The organism is Streptomyces sp. RFCAC02, assembly GCF_004193175.1.
Lineage (GTDB): Bacteria > Actinomycetota > Actinomycetes > Streptomycetales > Streptomycetaceae > Streptomyces.
In genome coordinates this window covers 4738916-4752242 of record NZ_SAUH01000001.1, presented here as the reverse complement: position 1 = coordinate 4752242, position 13327 = coordinate 4738916, and the positions used below count along the sequence as shown (strand labels likewise).

Below are 13327 nucleotides of genomic sequence, written 5' to 3'. Positions count from 1 at the left end.
GCAGCGTAAGAATTGACATCGGTGTCAAGTTCAAGTCGGAAGGGGGGCGCGGGATGCGGATCGGTGAGCTGGCGCGCCGCGCGGGGGTGAGCGAGCGCTCGCTGCGCTACTACGAGCAGCAGGGGCTGCTGACGTCCGACCGCACCCCCGGCGGACACCGCGAGTACGCCGGGAGCGCGGTCGATCGCGTCGTCCGCATCCAGGAGTTGTACGCCGCCGGACTGTGCAGCGCCAAGATCGCGCAGCTCCTGCCGTGCATGCGGGACGAGGACGGCGGACCGGCGGAGACGGCCGACGCACGGCTGGTCGCCGACCTCACCGCGGAGCGGGCACGCATCGACCGCATGATCCGTGACCTCGTGCGCTCGCGCGACACCCTGGACGAGGTGATCGCGGCGGCGTCGGGACGTGTCACGGACCCGGCCTGAGACGGGGCGCGCCCGGCGGTCGGCACCGTCCCGCGGCCGCCCCGGCCGGCCGACGCGTCACACGGCCGACCGTGCCCCCGCCGCGGGCGTGACCGCCTCGCCGTCCAGCGCGACGACCTCCGCCGGGTCGAACGCCACGCCCACCGCCTCGCCCTCGGCCGGCGCGGCCCGCAGCGGGCAGGCCGCCTCCAGGCGGGGACCCCGCGCGCAGTCGAGGAGCAGCAGCACGTGGTCCCCGCGGAACGTCCGGGCCGCGACGGTGGCGCGCAGCGGCGCGTCGGCGGGCGCCGTGAGCCGTACGCCGGACGGCCGGACCAGCAGCCGCCGGCGGCCGTCCCCCGTACCGGCCGGGACGGGCACCTCGCCCCACTCCGTGGCAGCCGTGCCGTCGCGGACCTCGACGGCGGTGCCGGTGACATTGCGGAAGCCGAGGAAACGCGCCACGAACGCGTCCGCAGGGCGCCGCCAGACCTCCACCGGCGTGCCGGTCTGCGCGACGCGCCCGTCCCGCATGACGACGACCCGGTCGGCCAGCGCGAACGCCTCCGCCTGGTCGTGCGTGACGGCGAGCACGGTCGTCCCGAGGTCACGGAACAACTGCCGCAGCTCGACGACGAGCCGGTCCCGCAGGTCGCGGTCGAGCTGACCGAGCGGCTCGTCCAGCATGAGGAGGCGGGGCCTGGGCGCGAGGGCGCGGGCGAGGGCGACGCGCTGCTGCTCGCCGCCGGACAGCGCGCCGACGGGGCGGCGCGCCGCGTCGGGCAGGCCGACGAGGTCGAGCAGTTCGGCCACGCGGCGCGCCGTCTCCGCGCGCGGCACGCGCCGCATCCGCAGGCCGAACGCGATGTTGCCGCCCACGTCGCGCTGCGGGAACAGCTGGTGGTCCTGGAACATCAGCCCCACCTCGCGCCGGTGCGCGGGTACGCCCGCCTGTTCCTGGCCGGCCAGCCGCACCGCTCCGTCGGCGGCGGGGACGAGCCCGGCGACGGCCCGCAGCAGCGTGGACTTGCCGCTGCCGCTCGGTCCGAGGACGCAGACCGTCTCGTGGTCGGCGACGGTGAGGTCCACGCCGTGGAGCGCCGTGCGGTCGCCGTAGGAGACGGTGAGGCCCGCGAGTTCCAGGAGGGCGGGGGGCATGGGTGCGGCGGTCATGGGGTCTCCGTCTCCGGCGGGCGCAGGCGTTCGAGGACGAGCAGCGTGAGGGTGCAGACGGCCATCAGGACGGTGCTGAGGGCCATGGCCTGTCCGTAGTTGAGGGCGCCCGGGCGGCTGAGGAGGCGGGCCACGGCCACGGGCAGCGTGGGGCTGTCGGCGCGCGCGATGAACACGGTCGCGCCGAACTCGCCGAGCGACACGGCGAACGCGAACCCAGCGGCGACGAGCAGCGCCCGCCGCGCCAGCGGCAGGTCCACCTCCCGCCACACCCGCGCGGGCGAGGCGCCGAGGACGGCGGCGGCCTGCCGCAGCCGGTCGTCCACGGCGCGCAGCACCGGCAGCAGGACGCGTACGACGAACGGGACGCCGACCAGTGCCTGGGCCAGCGGCACGAGCATCCAGGACTGCCGCAGGTCGAGCGGCGGTTCGTCCAGCGTGATGAGGAAGCCGAAGCCCACCGTGACGGCCGAGGTGCCGAGCGGCAGCATCAGCAGCGCGTCGAAGCCGCGCAGCAGTCGCCCCCCACCGCGGCGTGCGAGGGCCGCCGCCGCGAGGCCGCCGATCACCAGGGCGATGACCGTGGCCATGGCGGCGTAGCGCAGGGACGTACCGACCGCGGTCCAGGGTTCGACGGCGAAGGTGCCGCCGTCGGTGGAGAAGAGCGCACGGTAGTTGGCCAGTCCGTAGCCCCCAGTGGGGACGGACAGGGAGCGTTCGACCAGGACGGCGAGCGGGAGGAGCAGCAGCAGCGCGATGACCGTGAGGACGGTCCCCAGCACTGCCCACTGCGCTGCGCCGCGCGGCGGGCGGGCCGTACGGTCCGCGTCCGTCAGGGAGAGGGCCGTCTCGCGGCGGCGGGCCAGGACGGACTGGGTGATGAGCATGGCCGCGACGAGTGCGAGCTGCAGCAGCGTGAGGACAGCAGCGGCGGGCAGGTCGAGGAACTGGGCGGTCTGCCGGTAGATCTCGACCTCCAGCGTGCCGTTGCGCGGTCCGCCGAGGATCTGCACGACGCCGAAGGACGTGAAGGTGAAGAGGAACACCATGGCCGCCGCCGACGCCACGGCCGGGGTCAGGGCGGGCAGGGTCACCCGCAGCCAGGCGGCCCGTGGCGAGGCGCCGAGCACGCGGGCGGCCTCCTCCTGGCGCGGGTCGAGCTGGCCCCACAGCCCGCCGACCGTGCGGACGACGACGGCGAAGTTGAGGCAGGCGTGGGCGAGGAGGATCGCCCACACCGAGTTGTCGAGCCGTACGCCCCACCAGTCGTCGAGCAGCCCGCCCCGGCCCACGAGCGCGAGGAACGCCGCTCCTGTCACGACGGTGGGCAGTACGAACGGCACGGTCACCGCGGCGTGCAGTACGCGCCGCCCCGGGAACCGCAGCCGCGCGAACGCCCACGCCGCCGGCAGCGCGAGCACCAGCGTCAGCACGGTCGAGGCGGCGGCCTGCCAGACGGTGAACCACAGCACCCGCACCGTGTCGCCGTCCCCCAGGATCTCCGCCGCACGGCCGAGCTGCCAGGAACCGTCCTCCCGCAGCCCGCGCCCGACGATCGCCGTCACGGGGTAGGCGAAGAAGACGGCGAGGAAGGCCACAGGCACCGCGAGCAGCGCGGCCCGTACGACTGCGGCGCGTCCGGCCGGCGTCATCCGAGAACCGCGGAGGTCCAGGTGTCGATCCAGCCGTCGCGGCCCTCGGCGATCTCCTCGGGCGCCATGCTGTACGGGTCGTCGACGACCGCTCCGTAACGCGTGAACTCCTCCGGCAGCGCCGCGTCAGGCAGCACCGGGCGCACGAACATCGTGAGCGGCATGTCCTCCTGGAACTCCCGGCCGATCAGGAAGTCGAGGAGCGCGCGGCCGCCCTCGGGGTTCTCCGCGCCGTCCAGCAGGCCGGCGAACTCGATCTGCCGGAAGCACGTTCCCGTCGCGACGCCGGTGGGGGCCTCGTCGGGACGCTCGTCACCGCCGTAGACGACGCCGGCGGGCGGGCTGGACGCGTAGGAGACGACGAGCGGCCGGTCGCCGCCCTGCCCGGCACCGGAGAAGCGCTCGTTGTACGCCTGCTCCCAGCCGTCGACGACCTCCACGCCGTTGTCGGCGAGCCGCTCCCAGTAGTCCGCGAAGCCGTCCTCGCCGAAGGCGGCGACGGTCGCCAGCACGAAGCCGAGGCCGGGCGACGAGGTGGCGGCGTTCTCCACGACGAGGAGGTCGCGGTAGGCGGGGTCGGCCAGGTCCTCCAGGGTGGCGGGCGGTTCGACGCCGTGGTCGGCGAACCAGGCGCGGTCGTAGTTGACGCAGATGTCACCCGTGTCGACGGGGGTGACCCGGTTCTCGTCGTCCAGGCGCAGGTCGGCGGGGACGGCGTCGATCCCGGCCGGCTCGTACGGCGTGAAGACGTCCTCGTCCAGCGCGCGGGACAGCAGCGTGTTGTCGATACCGAAGAGGACGTCGCCCTGGGGGGCGCCCTGCGAGAGCACGGCCTGGTTGACGACGACGCCCGCGTCGCCGCCGCGCACGATGTGCACCGTGTAGCCGCTCTGCCGCTCGAACTCGGCGAGCACGTCGTCGGAGATCGCGAAGGAGTCGTGCGTGACGAGCGTGACGTCCTTCGAACCGCCGTCGCCCTGCTCCCCGGCGTCGTCGCCACCGCAGGCGGTGACCAGGCCGAGGCCGAGGACCAGCCCGGCGGCCCCGAGAGCCGGGCGGGACATCGCGGTGCGCTTCATGATGCTGCCTTCTCCGCGCGGGCGCGCGCAGGCAGGCACGAGAGAGTGATCCGAACTTCCTACCCGGCATGACCCGGGCGAGGTTCGAGGGTCTGCGGCCGATGCCGCACTCTCAGCGCTGCGAGCGCTCCCCTGTCGGAATGTCGTGGACGGTGTGTCCTGATTGTGTACTCGTCACGCAACAATATCAGCCGGACGGGTGCCACCCGAAAGGACGGATCGGGGGCGAAGGTATGTTCGCCTCAGCACATTCGCCCAGCACGTCAGGGATACGCACATGGCACGAGCTTCCGACTGGTCGCCCCTGGGCATGGACTCGGACCCAACTCCTGGCGACCCGGCCGACGTTCGCACTCTCGCAGACGAATTGCAGACGTTCGCCGACGATGTCGGCGAGGCGCTGGGGAAGATCAGGGGCATGGCCGGGGACCGCGCCGTGCAGGACTGGTCGGGGCTGTCGGCCGAGGCGTTCCGCGACGAGTTCGACGGCGTCCCGGACAACCTCACCAAGCTCCAGAACTCCTACGACCTGTGCGCGCAGGCGCTCCACACCTACTGGCCGAAGCTGGAGACCGCGCAGGGCCAGGCCGACCGCGCGCTGGAACGTGCCGTCGCCGCGCAGGCCGACCTCACCGCGGCCCAGGCCGACCTGAACGCCGCCTGGGAGCAGGTCTGGCAGACCAGGGACGAGGTGAACCGTCTGGAGCGTGCGGGCGAACGGACGGACGCCGAGCCGCCGGACGACAGCGAGGTGCGTGCCGCGACGCGCGAGCGGACGGCGGCCGAGACGGCCAGGCACGCGGCGCGCGACCGGGTGGACGACGCGCAGGAACGTCTCACCGCCGCGCGCCGGCTGGCCGAGCAGGCGAAGGAGATGCGCGAGGAGGCGGCCCGGAACGCGGCCCGCGACATCGACGAGGCGTCCGACGCGGGCATCCACAACCGGAAGTGGTGGGAGGACGCCTTCCACTGGGTGTCGGAGAACTGGGACACGATCGTCGACGTCTGCAAGGTGGTCGTCGCCGTCCTCGGCATCGTCGTCATGATCATCGGCGGGCCGCTGGCCTGGGTCGTCCTCGCCGCCGCCCTCGTCGTCCTCGCCGACACACTGATCAAGTACAGCCAGGGCAGGGCAGGCCTCCTCGACGTCGGCTTGGCGCTGCTCGACTGCATCCCCGGCATGAAGGGCATCACCACCCTCGGCGGCCTCGCCCGGGGGCTCAAGGGCGGCCTCGCCGCCGCCCGTACCGGCATGCGCGGCCTGTCGGCCGGCGTGCGTGGCCTCGGCCCCGCGATCCGGCGCGCGGGCCGTGACATCCGCGGCCTGACCTGCCGCACGGACCCGATCGACATGGCGACGGGTGAGGTCGTCCTGTCCGCGACGGACGTCGACCTGCCCGGTGTGCTGCCGCTCGTCCTGCGGCGCCACCACCGCAGCTCGGTCCGTTCGGGTACGTGGTTCGGCCGCTCCTGGGCCTCGACCCTCGACCAGCGGCTCGTGCTCGACGCGGAGGGCGTGCGCCTGTGTGCCGAGGACGGCATGACGCTGTACTACCCGCGCCCGCTGCCGGACGCCCCGGTCATGCCCGTGGAAGGCCCCCGTCACGCCCTGGCCTGGGAGGACGGGCCGGGCAGCCCGCTCACCGTCACGGATCGCGCGACCGGCCACACGCTGCACTTCGCGCCCATCCCCGGCCGCCTGGGCGGCGAACTCCCCCTCACCGCCCTGACCGACCGCAACGGCAACCGGATCAGCGTCACGTACGACGAGCAGGGCGCCCCGACCGGCCTGGTCCACGACGCGGGGTACCACGTCGGCATCACCACGCACGACGGACGCGTCACCGAACTCCGCCTCCTCAGCGCCCCCGACCGGCCCCTCCTGCGCCGCTACGCCTACGACGAGCGCGGCAACCTGGCGGCGGTCCACGACCCCGAGCACGACCGTCCGCTGCGCCTGACGTACGACGGACGCCGCCGGCTCACCGGCTGGACCGACCGCAACGGCATGGTGTACCGATACACCTACGACGAAGCGGGCCGCTGTGTCGCCACGGACGGCACCGGCGGGTTCCTGGCCAGCACCGTCGAGTACGACGAGGCCCACCACCGCACGCTGTTCACGGACTCCCTCGGCCACACCACCGTCTACCAGTTCAACGACTGCTACCAGCTCGTCGCCGAGACCGATCCGCTCGGTGGAACGATGCACCGCACCACGGACCGCTACGACCGCCTCCTGTCGATCACCGATCCTCTCGGCCACACCACCGCCTACTCCTACGACGACAACGGCGACATGACCGGCATGGTGCGCCCGGACGGGGCCGTCCTGAGCGCCGAGTACAACGCGGCCGGGCAGCAGACGCTGGCCGTCGAGGCGGACGGCACGACCTGGCGCCAGGAGTACGACGACCACGGCAACCCGACCGCCCTCACGGACCCGGCGGGACACGTCACGCGCTGGTCCTGGGCGCCTGGCGGCCGGCTGGCGTCCGTCACCGATCCCCTCGGCGGCACCACCCGCACGGAGACCGACGCGGCCGGCCTGACCATGGCCGTGACCGATCCGTCGGGCGGGACGGTGCGCTACGAGCGGGACGCGTTCGGCAGGCCCGTGAGCATCACAGACCCGCTCGGCGCGGTGCACCAGATGGGCTGGACGACGGACGGCTCACCGCTGTGGCACACCGATCCGCACGGCAACCGCGAGACGTGGACCTGGGACGCCGAGGGCAACTGCCTCTCGCACACCGACCCGTCCGGCGCCACGACCCGCTACACGTACGGCCCGTTCGACGTGACCGTGACGGAGACGAAGCCCGGCGGCGCGGTACATCGTTTCACCCACGACACCGAGCTGCGCGTCATCGGGGTGACCGGCCCCGACGGCAGGACATGGACCTACCGGCACGACGCCGCAGGCCGCCTCGTCTCGGAAAACGATTTCGACGGCCGGACCGTCACCTACCGGCACGACGCCGCGGGACGCCTGACCGCCCGCGTCAACGCGCTCGGCCAGACCGTCACCCACCAGCACGACGCGCTCGGCCGGGTCACCGCCAAGGACGTGGACGGCGTCCGCACGGACTTCGCGTTCGACGCCGCGGGCCGGATCGTCCGCGCCACCGGACCCGGCTCGGAGGTCCGCCAGGAGCGCGACGCCCTGGGCCGCGTCACCGCCGAGACCAACGCCGGCTCCAAGGTCACGCAGACGTACGACCCCCTCGGTCGCGTCCTGGCCAGAACCACCCCGTCCGGCCACCGCACTGCCTGGGCCTACGACACGGCCGGCGCCCCCACCGCCATGACCTCCGGCACCCGTACCCTCCGCCTCACCCACGACGCCGCCGGCCGCGAGACCCTCCGCACGCTCGACACGGGCGCCACGATCGCCCACGAGTGGGACGCCCTGGCCCGCCGCACCGGCCAGACGGTCACGGCCGCGGACCGGACCACCCACCGCCGCACCTGGTCGTACGGCGCCGGGCGCGGCCCCGTCACCGTCGGGGACGACATCCTCGGCACGGCCGTCCTCACGGCAGATGCCGAGGGCCGCGTCACCGCTGTGGACGCTCCGGACCGGCACGAGCGGTACGCCTACGACGCGGCCGGCAACCAGACCCACGCCGACTGGTCCACCGCCCACCACGACGACACCGCCGCAGGCCCCCGCGTCCTCGACGGCACGCGCCTGGTGCGCGCCGGTGGGTTCCACTGCACCCACGACGCGGAGGGCCGCATCGTGGAACGGCGCCGCGAGGGCTCTCCGACCGCCTGGCGGTACACCTGGGACGCCGAGGACCGTCTCACCTCCACCACCACACCGGACGGCACGGTGTGGCAGTACCGTTACGACCCGTTCGGCCGACGGACCGCCAAGGAACGCCTGGCTCCGGACGGCACGGTCGCCGAGCGCACCGCCTTCACCTGGTCCGGGTCCGTCCTGGTCGAGGAGACCACCACCGGCCCCGGCCTGCCCGGCCGTACCGTGAGCTGGGACTTCGACGGCCTGATCCCCGTCGCCCAGACCGACCGGGCGAACGACGACGCCGTACGCGAACGCTTCCACGCGCTGCTCACCGACCTCGTGGGCTCCCCGACCGCCCTCATCACCGACGACGGCGCCCTCGCGTGGCAGTCCGACGCCACGCACTGGGGCCTCACGACGACCGGCAGCGGCGCCACGGCCTCAACTCCGCTGCGCTTCCCGGGCCAGTACGCCGACGCGGAGACCGGCTGGCACTACAACCTGCACCGCCACTACGACCCCGCGACCGGCCGGTACGCCTCGGCCGACCCCCTCGGCCTGTCCCCCGCACCGAACCCCGTCGCCTACGTACCCCGCCCGCAGGAGCTGGCCGACCCGCTCGGCCTGACCCCTTGCTCCCCCACCCCCTACCGCGCCCGCATGCCCTGGGGACGCCCGGACCGCCAGCTGGTGTTCGACGGCCACGGCGGCTTCCCCCGGTGGTCGCTCTTCCGCCGTACCACCGTGGTTCCGGAAGGGACGGCCATCGCCTTCTACTCACGCCACGGTGAGGCCCTGTCGTACCAGGACGGCATCTCGGTGAACCTCGGCGGGCCGGTGGCCATTTTCGACAGAGGTCAGATGGTGGGTTCGGTCAACGCCGTGCCCGTCGAAATCGCCGGACCGGGCACCCGCATCCCGAACTACCGCCTTTATCCGCTGGACGCCGATATGCAAGCCTACGGCGACCCGTTCACCGTGGACTCGCCGGTACGGTTGTCGGAACTGCTACAGCCGAACCTCGGTCTGGTCCACTGGTCCGCCTGCCGGAGCATCGTGTGACCCACTACACCGACCTGTCCCCCTACTCCTACCTCCCGGAGACCGTCCAGCCCGGCGTGCACGCCCTGAACGTCGGGTGGCTCGCTCCCTTCCACCGCCATCCGAAGGGCGCGGTACCGCCCGCCTTCACCGAGGCGCTGGCCCTGCTGTGCCGGGACGACCGCCGGGCCGTCACCCGCGGATTCCACCCGTGCGGCCTGTGGCACCGCCCCGGCGCCGCGCCGGGGAAGCCCGTCAGGACGGCCGTGGGCGGCGTGCCGGTCACCCTCGGGACGGCGGAGGTCAGGGTGGCCGCGCCCGACGGCACCCTCCTCATCGCGCCGACCCTCGTGCTGCACTACGTGACGGCGCACCGCTACCGGCCGCCGGACGCCTTCATCGACGCCGTCATGGCAGGCCGGAGGGCCACCGGCTGAGGCGCCCGTGATCCGCGAAGGAGGGACGCGGTGTTGCCCACCCGCGCCCCTTACGGATCAGGCCCGTTCCACCGCCGCGAGCTGGCCGCAGGCGCCGTCGATCTCCTGGCCCCGCGTGTCCCGCACGGTGACCGGCACGCCCCGCGCCTCCAGCGCCGCGACGAACGCCCGCTCGTCCTCCGGGCGCGAGGCCGTCCACTTCGAGCCCGGCGTCGGGTTCAGCGGGATCAGGTTGACGTGCGCGCCGCGGCCCTTCAGCAGCCGGCCGAGGAGGTCGGCCCGCCACGCCTGGTCGTTGATGTCACGGATGAGCGCGTACTCGATCGAGATGCGGCGGCCCGACCGCTCCGCGTACTCCCAGGCGGCGTCCAGGACCTCGCGGACCTTCCAGCGCGTGTTCACCGGGACGAGGGTGTCGCGCAGCTCGTCGTCGGGCGCGTGCAGCGAGACGGCGAGACGGCAGGAGAAGCCCTCCTCGGCGAACTTCCGCATCGCCGGCACGAGCCCCACCGTCGACACGGTGATCCCGCGCTGGGACAGGCCCACCCCGTCCGGCGCGGCGTCCGTCAGCCGCCGGATCGCGCCGGTGACCCTGCGGTAGTTGGCGAGCGGCTCGCCCATGCCCATGAAGACGATGTTCGACAGGCGCGCTGGGCCGCCCGGCACCTCGCCGTCGCGCAGCGCCCGCATCCCGGCCACGATCTGGTGCACGATCTCGGCGGTCGACAGGTTGCGGTCGAGGCCGGCCTGCCCCGTGGCGCAGAAGGGGCAGTTCATGCCGCACCCGGCCTGCGACGAGACGCACATCGTCACCCGGTCCGGGTAGCGCATCAGCACGGACTCGACGAGCGTCCCGTCGTGCAGGCGCCACAGGGTCTTGCGGGTGGCGCCCTCGTCGCACGTGATGTGCCGCACCTCGGTCATGAGCGGCGGCAGCAGCTCGGCCGCGAGCCGCTCACGGGCGGCCGCCGGGACATCCGTCCAGTCCGCCGGGTCCGCGGTGAAGCGGCCGAAGTAGGCTTGCGACAACTGGCGCGCGCGGAACGGCTTCTCCCCCAGCGCGGCGACGGCCTCCCGGCGCTCGGCGGGCGTGAGGTCGGCGAGGTGCCGCGGCGGCCTGGCGGCCCCGCGCGGCGCGATGAAGGTGAGTTCTCCAGGTGCAGGCATGGTCCTGCCAGTGTCGCAGATCGCCGGACCGGCCGTCCGGCCCGCCCGGTGCCGCCTCAGCCGGCGCCGACGAAGGCCAGCAGCAGGAGCCACACCACGGGGGCGGTCGGCAGTATGGAGTCGAGCCGGTCCATGATCCCGCCGTGCCCGGGGAGCAGGGTGCCCATGTCCTTGATGCCGAGGTCCCGCTTGATCATGGACTCGCCGAGGTCGCCCAGCGTCGCGCTGGCCGAGACACCGAGGCCGAGGACGAGGCCCTGCCACCACGTGCCGCCGTCGATCAGCAGCGGCATCACGACGGCACCGGCGGCCATGGCGAACGTGACGGCCCCGAGCAGGCCCTCGCGCGTCTTCCCGGGGCTGATGCGCGGCGCCAGCTTGCGGCGGCCGAACCGCCAGCCCACGGCGTACGCCCCCGTGTCGCTGATGACGGTCAGCAGCAGGAACGTCAGCACCCGCCGCGGCCCGTCGTCCGCGCTCAGTATCAGCGCCACGAAGGTGGCGAGGAACGGCACGTACAGCGCCGTGAAGATGCCGGCCGTCACGTCGCGCAGGTAGTTGTCCGGCGGTCCGAACATCCGCCACAGCAGGATCGCGAGCGCCGTCAGCGCCGTCGCCACCCACGCGCCCTCCGTGCCGCCGAGGTAGCCGGCCACGACCATGGCGGCGCCGCCCACCGCCAGTGGCGGGAGCGGCACATGGATGTCCTTGCGCTCGGCGAACCGGGAGGACAGCTCCCACAGCCCGACCACCACGGCCACCGCTATGACGCCGACGAAGACCGGCTTGTAGACGAAGAGGGAGACGACGACCACCGCGCCGAGCCCGACCCCGACCCCGATCGCCGCGCGCAGGTTGCGGCCCGCGCGCTTCCTGGGCTGCTGCTCCGTCATAGGCCGAGTCTGCGCCGCCGGCGCCGCATCATGCACGGGACCCGCCGGGGCGGGCACCGCGGACCGTGCCGGTGCCGACGGCACCGGCACGGTCCGCGGACCGCCGGGCGCGGCCTGCTGCGGCAGGGGCCGGGTCGCCGGCCCGGCCGGTGCCGGCTGGCCCGGCGTGACGTAACCGGTGGCCCGGGGCGGTCCCCAGGGAGATTCGTTCACGGTTGGGTGCGTCCTCGTCCTCGCGATGGCGGGCGCCGGCCGGGCCGCCCCGGCCGGGCGGCGGTCAGACCTCCAGCAGCTCGGCTTCCTTGTGCTTCAGCAGCTCGTCGACCTGGGCGACGTACTTGGCCGTCGTGTCGTCGAGCTCCTTCTCGCCGCGCCGGCCCTCGTCCTCACCGACCTCGCCGTCCTTGACGGCCTTGTCGATGCTCTCCTTCGCCTTGCGCCGGACGCCGCGGATCGAGATCTTGGCGTCCTCGCCCTTGGTGCGGGCGACCTTGATGTACTCGCGGCGCCGCTCCTCGGTCAGCTCGGGGAGGACAACCCGGATGATGTGGCCGTCGTTGGTCGGGTTGACGCCGAGGTCGGAGTCGCGGATGGCCTGCTCGATGTTGCGCAGCGCCGACTTGTCGAACGGCGTGACCACCGCCATGCGCGCCTCCGGCACGGAGAACGACGCGAGCTGGTTGATCGGGGTCTTGGTGCCGTAGTACTCCGCGACGATCTTGTTGAACATCGCGGGGTGCGCACGGCCGGTACGGATGGCCGCCAGGTCGTCCTTGGCGACGCCGACGGCCTTCTCCATCTTCTCCTCGGCCTCGAGGAGGGCTTCTTCGATCACCACGTGCTCCTGGTTCGCGTAGGAAAGAGGTAGGTCAGGCCCGGCGGCCCTGGCTGCCTACGAGTGTGCCGATCTTCTCACCCTTTACCGCACGGGCGATATTGCCCTCGGCGAGCAGCTCGAACACCAGGATGGGCAACTGGTTGTCCCGGCACAGGGTGATGGCCGTCGAGTCGGCGACGCGCAGATCGCGCGTGATGACCTCGCCGTAGTCGAGGGAGTCGAACTTCACCGCGCCCGGGTTGCGCGCCGGGTCGGAGTCGTAGACGCCGTCGACGCCGTTCTTGCCCATGAGGAGCGCCTCGGCGTGGATTTCGAGGGCGCGCTGCGCGGCGGTCGTGTCGGTCGAGAAGTACGGCATGCCCATGCCGGCGCCGAAGATGACCACGCGGCCCTTCTCCAGGTGCCGCACGGCGCGCAGCGGGATGTACGGCTCGGCGACCTGCCCCATGGTGATGGCGGTCTGGACACGGGAGTCGATGCCCTCCTTCTCCAGGAAGTCCTGGAGCGCGAGGCAGTTCATCACCGTGCCGAGCATGCCCATGTAGTCGGAGCGGGCTCGGTCCATGCCGCGCTGCTGCAGCTCGGCGCCACGGAAGAAGTTGCCGCCGCCGATGACGATGGCGATCTGCGCCCCGTCCCGTACGACGGCGGCGATCTCCCGGGCCATCTTGTGCACGATGTCGGGATCGACGCCGAGTCCGCCGCCGCCCGCGAAGGCTTCTCCGGACAGCTTCAGCAGGAAACGCCTGGGTTTGTCGTCCTGATGCATGGCACTCTCCTCGGGCACACACGAAGGAGGCCACTGCCGGCGGTTCCGCTGGGTTCCGTCGAAGCAGTGGCCTCCTCGTCACAACTACGGTCGTCCCGGCCTGTGCGCGGGGCGGCGGCC

10 protein-coding genes and 1 riboswitch are annotated in these 13327 nt (G+C 73.1%); of the genes, 3 read left to right on the top strand and 7 right to left on the bottom strand.

Annotated elements, in window-relative coordinates; genetic code table 11:
• Nucleotides 1–53: 53 nt before the first annotated feature.
• On the top strand, nt 54–428 hold the full coding sequence (locus EMA09_RS22100) for a MerR family transcriptional regulator (RefSeq protein WP_129842725.1): 375 nt from the start codon (nt 54–56) through the stop codon (nt 426–428).
• 57 nt (nt 429–485) lie between these two features.
• Here EMA09_RS22100 and EMA09_RS22095 read toward each other — a convergent pair whose 3' ends face one another.
• Genes EMA09_RS22095 through EMA09_RS22085 form a run of 3 tightly spaced genes read right to left on the bottom strand, consistent with a single transcriptional unit; the run spans nt 486 to nt 4311 of the window.
• On the bottom strand, nt 486–1565 hold the full coding sequence (locus EMA09_RS22095) for an ABC transporter ATP-binding protein (protein WP_129844191.1): 1080 nt from the start codon (nt 1563–1565) through the stop codon (nt 486–488).
• Nucleotides 1566–1576: 11 nt separating this feature from the next.
• Entirely contained in the window at nt 1577–3232 is a 1656-nt protein-coding gene (locus EMA09_RS22090; RefSeq protein ID WP_129842724.1) for an iron ABC transporter permease, read from the bottom strand.
• Entirely contained in the window at nt 3229–4311 is a 1083-nt protein-coding gene (locus EMA09_RS22085) for a thiamine ABC transporter substrate-binding protein (protein WP_240796515.1), read from the bottom strand. Before EMA09_RS22085 ends, EMA09_RS22090 begins: the two co-directional genes overlap by 4 nt.
• 38 nt (nt 4312–4349) lie before the next feature.
• A riboswitch (TPP riboswitch) is annotated at nt 4350–4455 on the bottom strand.
• Nucleotides 4456–4588: 133 nt separating this feature from the next.
• Here EMA09_RS22085 and EMA09_RS22080 point away from each other — a divergent pair.
• Together EMA09_RS22080 and EMA09_RS22075 are read left to right on the top strand one after the other, a co-directional pair.
• Nucleotides 4589–9124 (top strand): DUF6531 domain-containing protein, encoded by a 4536-nt coding sequence (locus EMA09_RS22080; RefSeq protein ID WP_129842723.1) that lies wholly within the window; start codon nt 4589–4591, stop codon nt 9122–9124.
• The gene (locus EMA09_RS22075; RefSeq protein WP_129842722.1) at nt 9121–9540 is read left to right on the top strand and encodes a hypothetical protein; all 420 of its coding nucleotides are present in this window, start codon (nt 9121–9123) and stop codon (nt 9538–9540) included. The genes EMA09_RS22080 and EMA09_RS22075 overlap by 4 nt, the downstream gene beginning before the upstream one ends.
• 57 nt (nt 9541–9597) lie before the next feature.
• Here the strand turns inward: EMA09_RS22075 and rlmN are convergent, their stop codons facing one another.
• From rlmN to pyrH, 4 genes are all read right to left on the bottom strand, one after another.
• Nucleotides 9598–10707, bottom strand: a complete 1110-nt coding sequence (rlmN, locus tag EMA09_RS22070) for a 23S rRNA (adenine(2503)-C(2))-methyltransferase RlmN (protein WP_129842721.1) — start codon at nt 10705–10707, stop codon at nt 9598–9600.
• A 56-nt stretch (nt 10708–10763) separates the two neighbouring features.
• Entirely contained in the window at nt 10764–11813 is a 1050-nt protein-coding gene (locus EMA09_RS22065; protein WP_129842720.1) for a phosphatidate cytidylyltransferase, read from the bottom strand.
• Between the two features lie 64 nt (nt 11814–11877).
• Nucleotides 11878–12435, bottom strand: coding sequence for a ribosome recycling factor (gene frr / locus EMA09_RS22060; protein WP_129842719.1), 558 nt, complete (start codon nt 12433–12435; stop codon nt 11878–11880).
• Nucleotides 12436–12469: 34 nt separating this feature from the next.
• Nucleotides 12470–13207 (bottom strand): UMP kinase, encoded by a 738-nt coding sequence (pyrH, locus tag EMA09_RS22055; protein ID WP_129842718.1) that lies wholly within the window; start codon nt 13205–13207, stop codon nt 12470–12472.
• Nucleotides 13208–13327: the final 120 nt, after the last annotated feature.